Annotated in this window: 17 protein-coding genes; 9 read left to right on the top strand and 8 right to left on the bottom strand. The window is 69.4% G+C overall.

Going from position 1 to position 17,752, the window contains the following annotated elements:
• Window positions 1–3 precede the first annotated feature (3 nt).
• From ACIBTM_RS00815 to ACIBTM_RS00805, 3 genes are all read left to right on the top strand, one after another.
• Window positions 4–948, top strand: a complete 945-nt coding sequence (locus ACIBTM_RS00815) for an RNA polymerase sigma-70 factor (protein WP_395874235.1) — start codon at window positions 4–6, stop codon at window positions 946–948.
• A gap of 82 nt (window positions 949–1,030) precedes the next feature.
• Complete coding sequence (locus tag ACIBTM_RS00810) at window positions 1,031–2,197, top strand: NAD(P)/FAD-dependent oxidoreductase (protein WP_395874233.1); 1,167 nt, start codon at window positions 1,031–1,033, stop codon at window positions 2,195–2,197.
• Between the two features lie 29 nt (window positions 2,198–2,226).
• Window positions 2,227–3,045, top strand: coding sequence for an NAD(P)H-binding protein (locus tag ACIBTM_RS00805; RefSeq protein WP_395874231.1), 819 nt, complete (start codon window positions 2,227–2,229; stop codon window positions 3,043–3,045).
• Here the strand turns inward: ACIBTM_RS00805 and ACIBTM_RS00800 are convergent.
• Complete coding sequence (locus ACIBTM_RS00800; protein WP_395874229.1) at window positions 3,021–3,539, bottom strand: SMI1/KNR4 family protein; 519 nt, start codon at window positions 3,537–3,539, stop codon at window positions 3,021–3,023. The two genes, ACIBTM_RS00805 and ACIBTM_RS00800, sit on opposite strands and share 25 nt — an antisense overlap.
• Window positions 3,540–3,548: 9 nt before the next feature.
• Window positions 3,549–4,163, bottom strand: coding sequence for a TetR/AcrR family transcriptional regulator (locus ACIBTM_RS00795; RefSeq protein WP_395874227.1), 615 nt, complete (start codon window positions 4,161–4,163; stop codon window positions 3,549–3,551).
• Between the two features lie 100 nt (window positions 4,164–4,263).
• Here ACIBTM_RS00795 and ACIBTM_RS00790 point away from each other — a divergent pair, with 100 nt between their 5' ends.
• Window positions 4,264–5,283 (top strand): hypothetical protein, encoded by a 1,020-nt coding sequence (locus ACIBTM_RS00790; RefSeq protein ID WP_395874225.1) that lies wholly within the window; start codon window positions 4,264–4,266, stop codon window positions 5,281–5,283.
• An 18-nt stretch (window positions 5,284–5,301) separates the two neighbouring features.
• Here the strand turns inward: ACIBTM_RS00790 and ACIBTM_RS00785 are convergent, their stop codons facing one another.
• Both ACIBTM_RS00785 and ACIBTM_RS00780 read right to left on the bottom strand, forming a co-directional pair.
• The gene (locus tag ACIBTM_RS00785; protein ID WP_395874223.1) at window positions 5,302–6,432 is read right to left on the bottom strand and encodes an NlpC/P60 family protein; all 1,131 of its coding nucleotides are present in this window, start codon (window positions 6,430–6,432) and stop codon (window positions 5,302–5,304) included.
• On the bottom strand, window positions 6,432–7,391 hold the full coding sequence (locus tag ACIBTM_RS00780; protein WP_395874221.1) for a nucleoside hydrolase: 960 nt from the start codon (window positions 7,389–7,391) through the stop codon (window positions 6,432–6,434). The genes ACIBTM_RS00785 and ACIBTM_RS00780 overlap by 1 nt, the downstream gene beginning before the upstream one ends.
• A 53-nt stretch (window positions 7,392–7,444) precedes the next feature.
• Between ACIBTM_RS00780 and ACIBTM_RS00775 the strand changes: the two genes are divergently transcribed.
• Complete coding sequence (locus ACIBTM_RS00775; RefSeq protein WP_007031648.1) at window positions 7,445–8,203, top strand: acyltransferase; 759 nt, start codon at window positions 7,445–7,447, stop codon at window positions 8,201–8,203.
• A gap of 207 nt (window positions 8,204–8,410) precedes the next feature.
• On the opposite strand, the gene ACIBTM_RS00770 is transcribed toward ACIBTM_RS00775, so the two are convergent.
• Both ACIBTM_RS00770 and ilvA read right to left on the bottom strand, forming a co-directional pair.
• Window positions 8,411–8,977, bottom strand: a complete 567-nt coding sequence (locus tag ACIBTM_RS00770) for an NADAR family protein (RefSeq protein ID WP_395874219.1) — start codon at window positions 8,975–8,977, stop codon at window positions 8,411–8,413.
• 57 nt (window positions 8,978–9,034) lie between these two features.
• The gene (gene ilvA, locus ACIBTM_RS00765; RefSeq protein ID WP_395874216.1) at window positions 9,035–10,291 is read right to left on the bottom strand and encodes a threonine ammonia-lyase IlvA; all 1,257 of its coding nucleotides are present in this window, start codon (window positions 10,289–10,291) and stop codon (window positions 9,035–9,037) included.
• Window positions 10,292–10,392: 101 nt separating this feature from the next.
• On the opposite strand from ilvA, the gene ACIBTM_RS00760 reads away from it, so the two are divergent.
• Complete coding sequence (locus tag ACIBTM_RS00760; RefSeq protein ID WP_395874214.1) at window positions 10,393–11,586, top strand: serpin family protein; 1,194 nt, start codon at window positions 10,393–10,395, stop codon at window positions 11,584–11,586.
• Between the two features lie 11 nt (window positions 11,587–11,597).
• Here the strand turns inward: ACIBTM_RS00760 and ACIBTM_RS00755 are convergent, their stop codons facing one another.
• Together ACIBTM_RS00755 and ACIBTM_RS00750 are read right to left on the bottom strand one after the other, a co-directional pair.
• Window positions 11,598–12,422, bottom strand: coding sequence for an NAD(P)H-binding protein (locus tag ACIBTM_RS00755; protein ID WP_395874212.1), 825 nt, complete (start codon window positions 12,420–12,422; stop codon window positions 11,598–11,600).
• Window positions 12,423–12,501: 79 nt separating this feature from the next.
• Window positions 12,502–13,929, bottom strand: a complete 1,428-nt coding sequence (locus ACIBTM_RS00750) for a short-chain fatty acyl-CoA regulator family protein (protein WP_016336577.1) — start codon at window positions 13,927–13,929, stop codon at window positions 12,502–12,504.
• A 228-nt stretch (window positions 13,930–14,157) separates the two neighbouring features.
• Between ACIBTM_RS00750 and aceA the strand changes: the two genes are divergently transcribed.
• The 3 genes from aceA (at window position 14,158) to ACIBTM_RS00735 (ending at window position 17,638) form a co-directional block, all read left to right on the top strand.
• The gene (gene aceA, locus ACIBTM_RS00745; protein WP_072030536.1) at window positions 14,158–15,444 is read left to right on the top strand and encodes an isocitrate lyase; all 1,287 of its coding nucleotides are present in this window, start codon (window positions 14,158–14,160) and stop codon (window positions 15,442–15,444) included.
• Between the two features lie 96 nt (window positions 15,445–15,540).
• Window positions 15,541–17,145, top strand: coding sequence for a malate synthase A (gene aceB, locus ACIBTM_RS00740; protein ID WP_395874210.1), 1,605 nt, complete (start codon window positions 15,541–15,543; stop codon window positions 17,143–17,145).
• A 361-nt stretch (window positions 17,146–17,506) separates the two neighbouring features.
• On the top strand, window positions 17,507–17,638 hold the full coding sequence (locus ACIBTM_RS00735) for a hypothetical protein (RefSeq protein ID WP_255431241.1): 132 nt from the start codon (window positions 17,507–17,509) through the stop codon (window positions 17,636–17,638).
• Window positions 17,639–17,752: the final 114 nt, after the last annotated feature.

Raw genomic sequence — 17,752 nt, 5'->3', positions numbered from 1 at the left:
GTAATGCTGACCGGTGCGCGCGAGGTCGAGGTGTTCGAAGGGGCCCGTGGCCGGTTGGAGGCGATCGCGTATCGCCTGCTGGGGTCGGCGAGCGACGCCGAGGACGCGGTGCAGGACACCTTCCTGCGCTGGCAGTCCGCCGATCGCGAGTACGTCGAGACGCCCGAGGCGTGGCTGACGAAGGTGCTCACCAACATCTGCCTCAACCGGCTCACTTCGGCGCGGGCACGGCGGGAAACCTATGTGGGCCAATGGCTCCCCGAGCCGGTCTTCGCGGGGGACCGGATGCTCGGGCCGTCCGACACCGTCGAGCAGCGTGAATCGGTCTCCATCGCGATGCTCACGCTGATGGAGCGGCTCTCGGCCAAGGAACGCGTCGTGTACGTGCTGCGCGAGGCGTTCGGGTATTCGCACGCCGAGATCGCCGAGGTCCTCGACGTCACCGAGGTCAACTGCCAGCAGATCTACCGGCGTGCCAAGCAACATCTGGCCGCCGACCGGCGGCGGGTGGAGGTCGACGCGGCCGCGGCCCGCAAGATCGTCGAGGAGTTCCTCGCCGCGGCGCTCAGCGGCCGGACCGACGCGCTGGTGCGGATGCTGGCCGACGACGCGATCAGCGTGGGCGACGGCGGCGGCGTGCTCTTCTCGCTGCCGCGGCCGATCACCGGCGCGGTCCGGGTGGCGAGGTTCCTGCGTGGCCTCTTCAAGCCGAGCGCGGCCAAGTGGTCGTTGATCGGCGGCAAGCCCGAGCTGTTCTCCACCGTCGCCAACGGCGTGCCCGCGCTGGTGCTGATGGTGGAGGGCAGGCTCGCCGGCGTCGTCTCCTTGGAGGTCACCGCCGACGGCATCGCGGCGGTCCACGCCCAGGTGAACCCCGCGAAACTCGACCGCGCGGCGAGCCAGTGGGGCACCTCCGAGCACGGGGAGCCGCTCACCGTCGATTGGTGACCCGGATCACAGCCCGCCGCTGTCAGGTTTCGTGTCGCTGTCCGGTTCAGGAAGCGAACACCGACCGGACAGGAGTGAGACCATGAAGCACCGAATCGTCGTTCTCGGGGCCGGATACGCCGGAGCCAACGCCGCCGGACGGCTGGCCAAGCGGCTGCACCCCGCCGACACCGAGATCACCCTCGTCAACGCCGACCCCGAGTTCGTCGAGCGCGTCCGCATGCACCAGCTCGCGACCGGCCAGAACCTCAAACCCCGTCTGCTGACCGACGTCTTCGCGGGCACGGGCGTGCGGGTGCGGACGGCGCGGGTCACCGCGGTCGGCACCGAACGCAAGACCGTTGCCCTCGACGACGGCGAAATCGCCTACGACACGCTCGTCTACGCGCTCGGCAGTGCGGCCGCCGACTGCCGCGTTCCCGGTGTCGCCGAGCACGCCAACCACATTGACGGCAAGGGTTCCGCGCTGCGGCTGCGGGCGCGTCTCGCCGACCTCGCCGCGGGCGGGACCGTGCTCGTCGTCGGCGGTGGTCTCACCGGCATCGAAGCCGTCACGGAAATCGCGGAAGCCCGGCCGGATCTCGAAGTCTCCCTCGCGGCCCGCGGTGGTCTCGGCGACTGGATGAGCGAGAAGGCCAGGCGTCATCTGCGCGGGACCTTCGAGAGGCTCGGCATCACCTTGTACGAGGACACCGACATCACGCGTGTCGGGCCGGACGGCGCGATGACCGCGGCCGGCCGCGAGATCCCGGCCCAGGTGACCGTTTGGACGGCCGGTTTCGCCGTCCACCCCATCGCCGCCGCCACGACACTGGAAGTCTCCGCGACGGGGCAGATCGTCGTCGACGACACGATGCGGTCGGTCTCGCACCCGGACGTTTACGCCGTCGGTGACGCCGCGTTCGCGAAGGGCGCGAACGGGACGCCACTGCGGATGTCCTGTGCCTCGGGGGTTCCCACGGCCTACCGCGCGGCCGACGCCATCGTCGCCTGCCTGACCGGAGGCTCGCTCCCCGAGAACAAGATCGGGTACACCGGCCAGTGCGTCAGCCTCGGCCGACGCGACGCCGTCGTGCAATGGGTGACGCCGGACGACCGGCCGAAGGACTCGGCGCTCACCGGCAAGACGGCCGCCCGCCTCAAGGAGATCATCTGCAAGGCCGCGGCCTGGAGCATCTCGCACCCGACGTCGATGCTTCCCGCGCGCCGCCGCCGCATCGTCCCGGCCCAAGAACCCGTCAGCGTCTGACCACCAGCCCGCCGAACAAAGGAACGATCATGATCCTGATCACCGGAGCGAACGGCGTCGTGGGACGTCAGGTGAAGAATGTCCTGCTACGCCGAGGTATTGACATCACCGCGGTCACACGCGGCGACGGGGACCTGTTTCACCCTGGCTGGATCGAACCGGCGCTGGAAGGTGTCGAAGCGATCCAGATCAGCCCGCGGGCCACCGGTCCTGGCCTCGAGGAGCTGCTGAAGCTGGCGGCCGGACGAGGGGTGCGGCGGGTGGTGCTGCTGTCTGCCACCACCGTCGAGTACCCGGCCGGGGAGGCGCGTTTCGCTGCCCAGTTCAAGAAAGCCGAGGAGCTCGTCACCCGCTCCGGTCTGGAGTGGACGGTCCTGCGCCTGGCGGATTTCGCCGCCAACGCGCTGGCCTGGGTGCCACAGCTCCAGGCGGGCGACGTCGTACGCGGCGCGTTCGGCCGGGCCGCCACCTCCCCGATCCACGAAGCCGACATCGCCGCGGTGGCCGTGCGAGCCCTTCTCGGCGACCTCCCGCCGGAGTCGGTGTACACCCTGACCGGTCCGGGATCGGTGGACCAGCACGAAAAGGTGCGGCTCATCGGCGCTGCCGCCGGCCGGGCACTGTCCTTTCAGGAGCTTCCGCCCGAGCGGGTGCGGCAGGCGATGCTCGCGCAGGGACTACCCGAGGAGGTCCCCGCTCGCCTGCTCGGCTCCCTGGCCGACTACAGCGAGCGCCCCGGCCCCACGACCACCACGGTGGAAGAACTCCTCGGACGGCCCGCGCTCACGTTCGCCGACTGGGCGCGCGACAACGCGCAGGCCTTTCAGGCCCAGCCGATCTGCTCGTAGAACGGCGTGATCCACGCCCGGAACTGATCCCCGTGGGCTTCCTGGGCGGCGGCCACGACGGCGTCCGGATCCTCGGACGGCGTCAGGCCCCGCTCCCGGAGCCACTCGACGAACAGTTCGTGCGAGCCGCTGTGGTCGTCGTCTTCCGTCCGGTAGTAATAGGCCGAATCGTGGTCGACCATGATCTCGGCGTCGAAACCCAGCAGCCGCAGGAAATCCGTGAAGTCGCGGGCGACGACGTGCTCGCCGCCCTCGTCGCCGAAGACCACGATGGGCGCCGTCGCGTCGTCGGCTCGCCAGATCGCGTAAGTCGAGCCGCTCCCGTTCGCCTGGGCGAAGGGGATCAAACGCGAAAGGAACTCAGGGTCGTCCAGCTCCTGGGGGAAGCGGCTTTTGTCGTCGTAGTCGTATAGCTCGAAACCGTCGGCGAGGTAGTCGCGGGCCGAGTCGTAGAGGTCCTTCAGCTCGTTCAGGACGGGGATCGGTGAGTACACGCGGTCACTTTATGTCTCTCGCCCTTCGGCGGCGTCGAGTGCGGGCGCGAGGGGGGCGAGTGCGGTGCGGAGCAGATCGGGCAGCGGGCCGGAGAGCACGACGAGCCCGCCGGTCGTGAGCGGCTGTAGCCATTGCTGGAGTGCGATGCGCACCGCCGCGGTCACGCTCGCCGCGAGCACGGGGGCGATGTGTGGCGGGATGTCGCCGAGGCGTTCGGCGATCGCGTCGGCGAGGGGGAGTTCGAGCGCGCTGGTGGTGTCGGCGAAGGCGGCACGCAGGGCCGGCCGGGTGGTGATCAGCAGCAATGCGTCGCGATGGTGTTCGCCCGGGTCGGTGTACTGCTCGACGATCGCTTCGATCACGGCGTCGGCCAGGCCGACTTCAGCGGGCCGGGACGCTACCGCCGCCGCGATCCGCGCTTCCCGTTCGGCGGTGACGGCGGCGACGATGGCCTGCTCGCGGCTGGAGAAGTAGTTGTTGTAGGTCCGGGGCGAGACTCCGGCGGCTTCGGCGATGTCGTCGACGCGCACGTTTTCGGGGCCACGCTCCAGGGCCAGCCGCAGTGCCGCCTCGCGCAAGGTCTTTCTGGTGGCCTGCTTCTTCTGGTCGCGCAATCCGGTCACCGGCCGAGTATCCCAGCAAACTTGCGCGGACGCAAACTTGCGTGCACGCAAGTTTCTGCCTAATCTCGGCACCACATTCCGACACGAGAGGACCGAACCCATGCGTGCCAAAGGCATCGCCTACGACACCGGCTTCGTCAGGGGCGGCGAGAACTCCCGCGAGAACTTCGATCTCGACCTGGTGAAACGGGAGCTGGCCATCATCCGCGACGACCTGCACTGCAACGCCGTGCATCTCGTCGGCGGCGATCCGGAGCGGCTGGAGCAGGCTGCCCACCTCGCCGCGGAACTCGGGCTGGAGGTCTGGTTCTCGCCTTACCCGCTGGAATTGACGGCCGGGGAAATGCTGGCGTTGTTCGCCGACTGTGCTCAGCGGGCGGAGCGGGTCCGGCAGACGGGCGCCGAAGTCGTGTTCGTCGCCGGCGTCGAGCTGACCCTCATGGACCACGGTTTCCTGCCCGGTGACGACATCACCGAGCGGCTCGGGCGACTGTTCAGCCGTCCGGAGAGCCTGGGCGAGCGAACCGCCGAGGCGAGCGCACGCCTCAACGACTTCCTCGGCGAGGCCGTGACAACGATCCGGCGGCGCTTTCACGGGAAGATCACCTACGCCTGCATCCCGTTCGAGCGGGTCGACTGGACCCTCTTCGACTTCATGTCGGTCGAGCTCATCCGGTCCGCGGAGGTGGCCGACCGGTTCCAGGAAGGTGTGCGCGCCCTTGTGGCGCAGGGAAAGCCGGTCGCGATCACCGGCTTCGGCACGGCCACCTGGCGCGGCGCCGGCGACCAGGCGCCGCGCAGTATGGAGATCGTCGAGCACGACGAGGCCGGCCGCCCGGTCCGGCTGAACGGGGAGTACGACCGCGACGAGGCCGGTCAGGCCGCTTACCTGCGCGAGTTGCTGGAGATCTTCGACGCCGAAGGGGTGGACGGCGCCTTCGTCTACCTCTTCGCGCTCTCCAACTACCCGCACCGTCCCGACGACCCTCGCCGTGACCTGGACCTGGCCAGCCTCGGCATCGTCAAAGTCCTCGAAGATCGCGGCGGCGAAACCTATCCGGGCATGCCGTGGGAACCCAAGGCCGCGTTCGCCGCCCTCGCCGACTACTACCGCGGCTGAACAGGCGGGAAGTGTCGCTCAGGCCGCCGGGCGGCCCGCACCGGCGTAATCGTCGCCCTGCTTCCGGTAGGTGTGCACCTGCACCGCCTGCCCGGTCTGCGGGGCGTCGATCATCTGCTGGTTCCCGATGTAGAGCCCGACATGGTGGATCTTCGTATTCGGCTCGCCGTAGAAGATCAGGTCGCCCAACTGGGGATCGGTCACCTTGTTCACGCTGTGATACTGGGTGTGGGCCGTGCGCATGAGCTTGACGCCGGCGCTGGCGTACGCGGCCGTCGTCAGGCCGGAGCAGTCGAATCCGGGGTCACTGCCGCCGGTGCCGTTACCACCCCAGACATACGGCAGCCCGATCTTGTCGATGGCGAAGTTGACCGCGCTCAAGGCCGCCGCGTTCGGCGGCTGCGGGTTCTGGCCGACCGTGCCGTAGACGTTCACCGTCGCGAGCGTGCGGTGCATCAGCAGCGGCGCGGGCTGCAGCGTGCTGACGGCGTTCCACCACGTCTGGCCCTGGCCGAGGTCGCGGCCGTCCGCGCACAGGGCACGCCCGGCGGTGAGCGTGGCGTCGTCGATGTTCTGCGGGTCCGGTTTCCCGCCACTCGCCGAAGCCTTGAACCGGTTCCACACCGACGGCGTCAGCTGCAGCGGGCCGCTCGCGTTCGCGGACGAGACGACCTTGTTGTAGAAGTCGCGGACCTCGACCGCGCCGAGCGGTTTGGTCAGCACGCCGTCGGCGTTCAGCCCCGAACCGGCGGCGCGGCCGTGATCGGAGGCGATCTTCCCGAGCGCGGCCAGCGTCACCCAAGACAGGCGGCAGCCCGGCGTTTCCTTGCTCAGCGCCACGGTGGTCTTCGCGTACCCGGTCATCGCGCGCAGCGGGATGTCGAGCCAGCCGCTGGTCTTCGACACCCAGGCGTCGAACTCCTGCCCCATCTGCTGCGGGACCTTCGGCTGTTCCTTCGGCATCTCGGCCGGGGCGGAAGACGACGACGGCGGCGGCGTGGGCGGGGCCGAGGACTCGGCGGCGGCGGCCTCCGTCTTCGGCTCGTCCTTCGGCGCGAAGGTGATGGCGGCGACCAGTGCGGCGCCCGCGACGACGACCGCGGCGACGATCACCGGGAGTCTGCGGCGGCGCGAGGTTTCCTGCTCCATCACCGGCCTCCGGTGATGGAGCCGAGGACGAACTCGCGGAAGGCGTCGACGTCGGTGGTCAGCGCGACGTCGATGGTGCGGCCGGGCACGGCCTGCGGATCGGTGCTTCGCAGCCTTCGCCGGTCCACCAGTGTCGCGCCGCGGGCGGGGCCGAAGCCGCACTCGACGTCCACAGGGTACGACTCGACGTCGAGGATGCCCGGCCGGATCGCCTCGGCCACCGCGACCGCGTCGTGCATGACCATCCCGGGGAAACCGAGGATCGGGGTGTAGTGCTCGACGTAGGTGGGCGTCAGCGCTTCGAGCGCCGCGCCGAGCGGCCCGGACGCGGCGAGTTTGCCGAGCCAGCCGGTGTCGACCGAGCACTGGTGCGTGATGTCGAGCGGGACCAGCACCGTCGGGATGTCCTCGTCGACCAGCACCCGGCGCGCGGCCTCGGGGTCGCTCCAGATGTTGAACTCGGCCGCGGTGGTGGAGTTCCCCTTGGTCACCCCGCCGCCCATGATGACGATCCGGCCGATCTTCTCGCGGATGTCCGGATGCGCCGCCAGCAGCAGCGCGATATTCGTCAGCGGGCCGATCGGGGCGATGGTCACCGGCTCGTCGGCGGCTTCCAGCAGATCCACCAGCAGCCGGACGGCGCCGCGTTCGTCGAGCGCTCGCTTCGCCTCCGGCAGGGTCCCCGCGTGACCGGACAGGCCGTCCTCGCCGTGGACGAACCCGGCGGGCTTGGCGTTGTCGTAGACCATCGGTCGCGCGGCGCCCGCGGCGACAGGGACGTCGTCGCGGCCGAAGAGCTGAAGCAGGCGGCGGGCGTTGGCGGTGGTGTGGCTCAGCGGGACGTTGCCGAACACCGTGGTCACGCCGAGCAGGTCGACGTCGTCGGATTGCGAGGCCAGCGCCAGCGCGAACGCGTCGTCGACCCCCGGGTCGGTGTCGATGATCAGCTTGGTGCCCATGCGCGTGCTCCCCTTTGCGGTCGGCGGCCTGAACACAGGTTACGGTCACCGGTATGACGTCCATGTGGGGTGCGCCCGCGCTGTCGCGGCTCCGCGCCTGGGGCCAGGCCCGTCGTGATCCGCGTCAGGCGAAGTTCCTGACCAAGGACTCGCTGCGCTGGGTGCTGCGAAACCGCGCGTACACGCCTTGGTACCTGGTGCGGTACTGGCGGCTGCTGAAGTTCCGGATCGCGAACCCGCACATCATCCTGCGGGGGATGGTGTTCCTCGGGAAGGACGTCGAGATCCACTGCCGTCCCGGCTACGGGCGGCTGGAGATCGGCCGCTGGGTGCACATCGGCGACGGCAACGCGATCCGCTGCCACGAGGGCTCGCTGCGCATCGGCGACAAGGCCGTCTTCGGGCGGCAGAACGTGCTCAACGGCTACCTCGACATCGAACTCGGCGCGGCCACGCTCGTCGCGGACTGGGTGTACATCTGCGACTTCGACCACGTCACCACCGACATCACCGTCCCGATCAAGGATCAGGGCATCGTGAAGTCGCCGGTGCGGATCGGGCCGGACACCTGGATCGGCACCAAGGTCTCGGTGCTCAAGGGCACCCGGGTCGGCCGCGGCTGCGTCCTCGGCGCGCACGCCGTGGTGCGGGGCGAGATCCCGGACTACTCGATCGCCGTCGGCTCGCCGGCGCGCGTGGTGCGGAACCGGCAGGACGACTACGCCGCCGACGCCGCCCGCCGCGAGGCCGTCGCCGACATGGCGCGCAAGGCGAACAAGGCGCTGCAGAAGACCCTGGGCGTGGATTCGTAACTCGCGTGACGTCCGCCCGATCACGCGTGTCGTCCATCTGATCACGCGTGTCGTCCGTTGGATCACCCCTGCCGTCCGCCTAGTCACAGCCACCGGCCCGGTCGGCAGGACCGCAGGGGGATTGTCCGGCGGATCCGGCCGACTCGCGTGATCAGACGGACGACACGCGTGCTTGGACGGACGACACGCGTGATCGGCCGGACGGAGCTAGCCGCGCAGCTGCTCGCGGACCTCCATGAGCGCGAAGCCCAGGAGGTTCTGCCCGCGCCAGTAGTCGGGGCGGGTGGCGTTCTTGTCCTCGCGGTCGAGGCCGCTGCCCCAGACCAGGTCCATCCGCGACGCCTCGACGATCACCTTTTCGCCCGTGCTCAGCAGGAACTCGCGCTCGTCGGCATGCTGGCGGAACTTCTCGAGGTTCCCGTCGATGACGATGTCGAAGCGGTGCCGTTCCCACACCTCGGCGTCGAAACCGGCGACCTCGCGGCCGAGGATCTTGGCGGTCTTGGGGTCCGGCGCCTGACGGATGTTCGCCGCCGCCTCGTGATCGCCGAACAGTTCCGCCTTGCTCGCCATCATGAAGTGCTCGGCCGTCGGGTAACGCTCGCCGTCCACCACGAACGGCGCCAGCCACCACTGGCTCAGGCAGGCCGCGTTGACCCGGCCGCTCTTGAGTGGGGTGTGGCCGTAGAAGAGCTGGTACTCGGGCTCCGCGCCACTGTGGACCAGCTCGCGCAACGCATCGAGACTCCGGACTCCGTCGACCTTGCTCACCATGGCGACCAGTGGACCACAGGCCCCCGACAACTCCGCCCACGGGCCCCACCGCGAGGTTCAGACCAGGAAATGGAACAGCGGGCTGCCCGGCTCCACCCGCTCCACCTGCAGCGGGCTCATCTCCAGCCGGTGCAGCAGACCTTCCAGATCACCGGGCCGCGCGAGTTCGACGCCGATCAGCGCCGGGCCGGTCTCGCGGCTGTTGCGTTTCACGTACTCGAACCGCGTGATGTCGTCGTCCGGGCCGAGGACCTCGTCGAGGAACCGCCGCAACGCGCCGGGCTCCTGCGGGAACCCCACCAGGAAGTAGTGCTTCAGTCCTTCGTGGATCAGCGACCGTTCGAGCACTTCGCCGTAGCGGCTGACGTCGTTGTTTCCGCCGGAGACGACGCAGACCACGATCTGTCCGGGGTCGATCTTCACCGTCGTGCCGAGCGCGGCGGTCGCGAGCGCGCCCGCGGGTTCGGCGATCACGCCGTCGGACTGGTACATGGCGAGCATTTCCGTGCAGATCGCGCCCTCGGCGACGTCGGTCAGCTCGACACCGCCGTCGCGGACCAGCGGATACGTCACCGAGCCCGCCTGCGCGACCGCCGCACCGTCCACGAAGGTGTCGACGTTCTCCAGCCGCACCGGCTCACCGGCCGCCAGCGCGGCCGCCATACAGGCCGCGCCCGCCGGCTCGACCCCGACGATCCGCATCTCCGGCGCGCGTTCCGCGGCCCACGCGGCGATCCCCGCGAGCAGCCCGCCGCCGCCGACCGGCACCACCATGACGTCCGGGACGAACCCGAGCTGCGCGACGACCTCCATCGCGACCGTGCCCTGTCCGGCGACCGTCTCCGGCGCGTCGAAGGCGGGGACCAGCGTCGCGCCGGTGGTCTCCGCGTCCTGCTTCGCGGCACTGAAGGCGTCTTCGTAGGTCTCCCCGACGACGATGACCTCGATATGCGAGCCGCCCAGCGTCGCGATCCGCTCGCGCTTCTGCCGGGGAGTCGTGCCGGGTACGTAGACGCGGCCGTCCGCGCCGAGGCGGCGGCACGCGTACGCGACGCCCTGCGCGTGGTTGCCCGCGCTCGCGCAGACGACGCCGCGCTTCCGGTGTTCCGCGTCGAGCTGGACGATGTAGTTGTAGGCGCCGCGGATCTTGTACGAGCGCACGGTCTGCAGGTCTTCGCGTTTGAGCCAGACCCGGGCGTCCACCCGCGCCGAAAGCCGCTCGTTCGGTTCGAGCGGCGTGCGGGTCACCACCCCGGCCAATCGCTTGGCGGCCTCTTCGACCGTTCGGGCGCTCACCGTTTCGATCCCTTGCACGAATGCTGAATGTACTGACCGGCCGGGGCCACGACGGAGACGCGTCCGCTTTCCGCCCTCCCGGGTGCAACCGAATCGGACACGGAGCACGTCTTCCGGTCATGACGGTGTTCACCCGGTCCCTCGTGCTCGGCCTGGTCACGCTGCTCACGGCCTGTGGAGCGGAACCAGCCCGTGAAGAACCACCCTCGCCGGTGCCCGTCACGCAGCAGGTGCCGCCCGGCGCGGCCGAGGCGGTCGCGGCCGCCGACGGCTTCGGGCTCGACCTGCTCACCGCGCCGGCGCTGGCGAGCCGGACGAACCTGGTCTTGTCCCCGGTGAGCGTCTCCATCGCGGTGCAGATGGTCGGCGCGGGCGCGGCGGGGGAGACCGCCGCGCAGATCCGGAAGGTGCTGCGTCTTCCCGGAGACGGGCCTCCCGTCCCGCCGGTCGCCGGTCACGAGGATCTGAAGGTGTCGAACACGGCCTGGATCCAGCGAGGGCTCGGTATCAAGCCCGGGTACCGGGACGCGTTGCGCTCGCGGTTCGGTGCGGCGACGAGCGAGGAGGATTTCGTCGCCGAGCCCGGTGCCGCCCGCGACCGGATCAACCGGACGGTGGCGGACCAGACCGAGGGGAGAATCCCCGACCTCTTTCCGGAGACGTCGATCACCGGCGACACCCGGCTCGTCCTCGCCAACGCCCTGTACCTGAAGGTGCCCTGGGCGCGGGAGTTCCCCCGCGACCGGACGGTGGACGCGCCGTTCACCCGGGCCGACGGTTCGACGGTGACCGTCCCGATGATGCGCACCGAGCCGGAGGTCCAGCTGGGCTACGCCGAAGGGCCGGGCTATCAGGCGGTCACGCTGCCGTACCGCGGTGGACGGCTGGCCTTCACCGTGATCGTGCCCGCCGCGATCGACACCCTTCGCGGCAAGGGGATCGCCGCGCTGCTCAGCGAGATCCGGCCGGCCACCGTGGAACTGGCCATGCCCAGGTTCACCGCCCGATCCGCGCTCGACCTGTCGGCGCCGCTCAAGGAAGCGGGCATGCCCGCGGCGTTCGGCCCCGCCGCCGACTTCAGCGGCATCACCGACGAAGCCCGGCTACGGATCGCTTCGGTGCAGCACAAGACCTTCGTTCAAGTCGATGAGGAAGGCACCGAGGCCGCGGCGGCCACGGGGGTCGACGCCCGCGCCGTGTCCGCGGAGCTGCCGCGCACCGTGACCGTCGACCGCCCGTTCCTCTTCGTCATCACCGACACGGCCACCGGGGCGCCGCTGTTCCTCGGCCGGATCGGCGACCCGGCGGCGTGACCTCCCCGCGCCTAGCGGAAGGCGCCCAGGTGCGTCCGTGCCCAGGTCGCGAACGGCCGCGGCTCCCGTCCGGTCAGGTCCTGGACGGCACCCGTGACCTCGGAGTCGTCGAACTCGCCCTCGGCGAAGAAGCGGAAGAAGGCGTCGACGTATTTGGACGGCATCTCCGCGCTCATCGTCACCCGGGCCTCGGCGTCCGAAAGCGGTTCCAGCCGTAGCTCCCGTCCGAGCAGTTCACTCAGGACGCGGAGCCGGTCCGCAGGACGGAGTGAACCCGGACCGGTGATGGCGTACGCCCGGCCCTCGTGTCCCGGCGTGGTCAGCGATTCCGCGGCGACGGCGGCGATGTCGTACGGGTCGATCGTCGCCACCGGAACGTTCGCGAACGGCTCGCGGACGACGTCCCCCGCCCGGAGCTGCGGGACCCACTGCAGCGAATTCGACATGAAGCCGCTCGGCCGCAGGAAGGTCCACGCCAGCTTCGAAGCGCGTACCGACGCCTCGGCCGCCATGTGCATCCCGGCGACGGCGTTGTCCGCGTGCCCGCCGACGACCGACCGGGACGACAGCAGCGTCACCTGCTCGACGCCCGCGTCCCGCATCGCCGCGAGCGCGCCGGGCATGTCCTCGTAACCGCCGAGCAGGAAGACCGCCCGGACACCGTCCAACGCGGGTTTCAAGCTCGTCGCCTTGTTGAGGTCTCCCACCACTGCATCGACGCCGTCCGGCAACGGCCGCGGCGTGCGGACCAGCGCTCTGACGGGATGCCCGCCACGCGCCAGGATTCCCGTCAGTTCCGAGCCGACGTTGCCGCCTGCCCCGGTCACCAAGATCATCCGATTTCTCCCCAGTGCGGTGGCCGCCGTCATCGGCGGCGGCCGTCGACGGTCACCCTGCCAGGGAGATCAGGACTGCTCAAGGCGACTTGGGCACCGCCGGGTACGGGACGAAGGTGCTCGTGTTCTCGTCGACGGTCAGCTGCTTGCCGATCGTCGGGAACGCGCGCTGCGAGCAGGCCGGACGTTCGCAGACTTTGCAACCCATGCCGATCGGGGTGGCCGCGGCGCGATCGTCGAGGTCGAGCCCGGTCGAGTAGATCAGCCGTTTCGCGTGCCGCAGTTCGCAGCCGAGGCCGACGGTGAACGTCTTGCCGGGGCTGCCGTAGCCGCCGATGTTGCGCGACACCGTCCGCGCGACCCAGAAGTAGCTTTTGCCGTCGGGCAGGGTCGCGATCTGCGTGAGGATCTTGCCGGGCTGGGTGAACGCCTCGTAGATGTTCCACAGTGGACACGCGCCGCCGACGCGGGAGAAGTGGAAACCGGCCGCGGACTGGCGTTTCGACATGTTCCCCGCCCGGTCGACGCGCACGAACGAGAACGGCACGCCGCGGTTCTTCGGCCGCTGCAACGTCGAGAGCCGGTGGCAGACCGTCTCGAAGCCGACGCCGAAGTGGTCGCACAACCGCTCGATGTCGTAGCGGAAGCGTTCGGCGGTGGACAGGAACGGTCCGTAGGGGAGGATCAGCGCGCCCGCGAAGTAGTTCGCGAGCCCGACCCTGGCCAGCGAACGCGCGGCGGGGCCGGAGAACGCCCACGAGTCGGCGAGTTCGGTGATCAGGTCGTCGTATTCGAGCAGGGCGATCTGCGAAGCCATCCGGAACGCCTGCTGCCCGACGCGCAGGCTCGGCGCCAGCCGCAGCACCCGCGGCCCGGGTTCGTACCGGTGCTGTTCGCCGTTGGCCTCGTCGATGCCTTCGCTCGTGACGTCGACGCCGTAGCGCTGGATCAGCGTTTCCTTCAGTGCCGCGAGTACCTGGCCACGCTGCAGCGGGATGTCGTGGGCCATGCGTTCGGCGCGTTCGTCCAGCTCGGCGACGTAGTTCTCGCGCTCGTAGAAGAAGTCGCGGACCTCTTCGTGCGGCAGGGCGGTGGCGGCGCTTCCGTGCAGGCCCAGGCCGTTTTCCGTGGTCAGCGCGGCGGTGTTCTCGACGGCGTTGCGGTAGCTGCGGTGCAGTTTGACCAGTGCCTGGGCGATCGTCGGCAGGTTCGTGGCCAGGTCGTTGAGCTCACTGTTCGTGACGTCCACGCCGAGGACCTCGTCGAGCAGCGCCTCCTTCACGTCCGCGACCAGCCGGGCGGTGTCGTTGTTCGCGAAGAACTCGGTGTCCACTCCGAACGCTTGCGTGATGCGAAGGAGCACCGGGACGGTCAGCGGACGCGAGTTGTGCTCGATCTGATTGAGGTAACTGGGTGAGATCTCCAGCACACGAGCCAGGTCAGCCTGGCTCATCGACCGGCTTTCGCGCAGATGCCGCAGCTTCGCTCCGGCGAAGGTTTTGTCCACTGAGGCCTCTCTGTCCGCAAGGTTTCCGGGCCTGAACGATTCAGTGAACGGTCAAGCCCGTGGATTTTGCCTTTGCTTGCGAACCTGTGATTCGCAACCTTTGCAAGATGCTACGGAAGCTTCGCAGAAATTGGCAAATTGGAGGCCTGGATCGGATTTCCCCAGTCATGTCAGGGTCGGAGCAGGAAAGGCGATCACTCGCAAACTTCGCAACACCGGGAGAATCCGATGACTCAGCACGCGCAGCAGCTGGAGCAGGCGGCCGCCGAACTGGCCAAGCAGTGGGAGACCGACCCCCGCTGGGCGGGCGTGAAGCGGTCGTACTCCGCGGCTGACGTGGTCAAGCTGCGCGGCAGCGTGGTCGAGGAGCACACGCTCGCTCGCCGCGGCGCCGAGAAGCTTTGGGACCTCCTGCACAACGAGGACTACGTCCACTCGCTGGGCGCCCTGACCGGTAACCAGGCGGTGCAGCAGGTCCGCGCCGGCCTCAAGGCCATCTACCTGTCGGGCTGGCAGGTCGCCGCCGACGCCAACCTCTCCGGCCAGACCTACCCGGACCAGAGCCTCTACCCGGCCAACTCGGTGCCCGCCGTCGTCCGCCGCATCAACAACGCGCTGGGCCGCGCCGACCAGATCAACTGGGCCGAGGGCAACACCGACATCGACTGGTACGCGCCGATCGTCGCCGACGCCGAGGCGGGCTTCGGTGGCCCGCTCAACGCCTTCGAGCTGATGAAGGGCATGATCGCCGCCGGTGCCGCGGGTGTGCACTGGGAGGACCAGCTCGCTTCCGAGAAGAAGTGTGGTCACCTCGGTGGCAAGGTGCTGATCCCGACCAAGCAGCACGAGCGCACGCTGAACGCCGCCCGCCTCGCCGCGGACGTGCTGAACGTGCCGTCGCTGATCGTCGCCCGCACCGACGCGCAGGCCGCCACGCTGATCACCAGCGACGTCGACGAGCGTGACCGCAAGTACGTCACCGGTGAGCGCACCGCCGAGGGCTTCTACAACGTCACCAACGGCATCGACCCCTGCATCGACCGCGGCCTCGCCTACGCCGAGTACGCCGACCTGTTGTGGATGGAGACCTCCAAGCCGGACCTCGAGGTCGCCCGCCAGTTCGCCGAGGCGATCAAGGCCAAGTACCCGGACCAGATGCTGGCCTACAACTGCTCGCCGTCGTTCAACTGGAAGAAGCACCTGGACGACGCGACGATCGCGAAGTTCCAGCGCGAGCTCGGCCACATGGGCTACAAGTTCCAGTTCATCACCCTGGCCGGCTTCCACGCCCTGAACTACTCGATGTTCGACCTGGCGCACGGTTACGCCCGCGAGGGCATGACCGCCTACGTCGACCTGCAGGAGCGCGAGTTCGCTTCGGAGGACCGCGGTTACACCGCCACGAAGCACCAGCGCGAGGTCGGCACCGGCTGGTTCGACAACGTCGCGACCGCGCTGAACCCGGAGAGCTCGACCACCGCGCTCGCCGGTTCCACCGAGGCCGAGCAGTTCTGATCCCTCGTAAACAGGTGCCAGGCGGCGGTCTCTCGACTCCCAGGGGAGACCGCCGCTTCCCCCTCTATCTCTCGCGAAGCCCAGCGGAGGCACACCATGGTTGAGAAGCTGAACTACCGGATCGACGTCTGCGGACCCGCCGGAGACCGGTTCGCCGAGATCCTCACCCCGGCCGCGCTGGACTTCGTGGCCAAACTGGACAACGCGTTCGCCGGCCGCCGCCGCGAACTGCTCGACGCCCGCCGTCTGCGCCGCGAGAAGCTGCAGTCCGGTGAGGAGCCGCTGGGCTTCCTGCCCGAGACGCACGCGATCCGCGACGACAGCAGCTGGTCGGTCGCCCCGGCCGCGCCCGGTCTCGAAGACCGCCGCGTCGAGATCACCGGCCCGACCGACCGCAAGATGACGGTCAACGCGCTCAACTCCGGCGCGAAGGTCTGGCTCGCCGACTTCGAGGACGCGACCTCGCCGACCTGGCACAACGTGATCGACGGACAGCTCAACCTGTTCGACGCGATCCGCCGCAACATCGACTTCACCACCGAGGCGGGCAAGCGCTACACGATCGGCGACGAACCCGCGACGATCGTCGCCCGCCCCCGCGGCTGGCACCTGGTGGAGAAGCACATCCGCATCGACGGCCGTCCGGTTTCGGCGAGCCTGGTCGACTTCGGCCTCTACTTCTTCCACAACGCGCGTCAGCTGCTGGCCCGCGGCAGCGGCCCGTACTTCTACCTGCCGAAGCTCGAGAACCACCTCGAAGCGCGGCTGTGGAACGACGTCTTCCTGCTGGCGCAACGGGAACTCGGCATCCCGCGCGGCACCGTCCGGGCCACCGTGCTGATCGAGACGATCACCGCCGCGTTCGAGATGGAGGAGATCCTCTACGAACTGCGCGAGCACATCGCCGGGCTGAACGCCGGCCGCTGGGACTACATCTTCAGCGTCATCAAGAACTTCTCCTCGCACGGCGCGGACTTCGTGCTCCCGGACCGCGCGCAGGTGACGATGACCGTCCCGTTCATGCGCGCCTACACCGAACTGCTGGTGCGCACCTGCCACAAGCGCGGGGCGCACGCGATCGGCGGGATGGCGGCGTTCATCCCGAGCAAGGACCCGGAGATCAACGCGACCGCGCTGGAGAAGGTCCGCCAGGACAAGGAACGCGAGGCGAACGACGGTTTCGACGGCTCGTGGGTCGCGCACCCCGGCCTCGTCCCGGTCTGCCGCGAGGTGTTCGACAACGTCCTCGGCGGCTGGCCCAACCAGCTCGGCAAGCTCCGTGAAGACGTCACCGTGACGGCCGAGGACCTGCTCGACGTCGCCAGCGCGGGCGGCGAGGTCACCGAAGCCGGTGTCCGCGCCAACATCAACGTCGCGCTGCGCTACATCGACGCCTGGCTGCGCGGCACCGGCGCGGCGGCGATCCACAACCTGATGGAGGACGCCGCCACCGCCGAGATCGCGCGGTGCCAGGTGTGGCAGTGGATCCGCAACGGCACGAAGCTCGAAGACGGCACCGCGCTCACCCGCGAACTCACCGTGTCCTATTTGGACGAAGAGCTGGCGTCGGTGCGGGCCGAACTGGGCGAGGGCACCCGTCTCGACGACGCCTACGAGATCTTCACCGAGACCGCGCTGGGCGAGAAGCTGCCGAGCTTCCTCACCACCGGCGCGTACGCGCGATACCTGACCACTCACTGATCAAGGCTCCGGCCGCCCCTACCTGACGCGGGGCGGCCGGGTTCCACACCGGTTTGGGACGGTGTGGCCCAACGGGTCCGGTGGCGGAGGCTCCCCGCCACCGGACCCGCTTCACGCGCGCGCCCCTCCGGTAGCGCCAGTCGGGCGTGCGCTTCGCCGCGGAGACCCCGCTCACCCCCACACCGCAGTGGGCGGGGTCTCCGCGGCTTTCCGCCGGAGCGAACACTCACGGGACCGGACGAATCGGTCACGGACCGCGATTAGGTAGGGGTACCTAGTGATACCCCCGTTGTTTCGGCGGCGGGTCGCGCGGATGCTCGGCGCCGGGCGGGAAATCCGCCCGTTTCCCCGAGGAGCCACCATGAAGAAGCAGTTGAGAACGCTCTTGGCCGCGACCTTCGCCGTCCTCGCCGTCGCCCTCGCCGCCCCCGCGGTGTCCGCCTCGGCCGGGGTCTCGGTGCAGCCGGACTGTGTCCGGCCGTGCCACTTCTGATCTTCGCCACCTAGAGCAGCCCGGGGGTCGCGCCCCTCGCGACCCCCGACGCTCGTGAAGGGGGATCCGGGTTCCCCGACGTCCCGGATTCCCCTTCGCCCTCACGCCCGCCGT

This window comes from Amycolatopsis sp. NPDC049868, from assembly GCF_044461365.1.
Taxonomy (GTDB): Bacteria; Actinomycetota; Actinomycetes; order Mycobacteriales; family Pseudonocardiaceae; genus Amycolatopsis.
The sequence above is the reverse complement of the archived record's forward strand: the minus strand, read 5'-3'. Positions and strand labels throughout refer to the sequence as shown.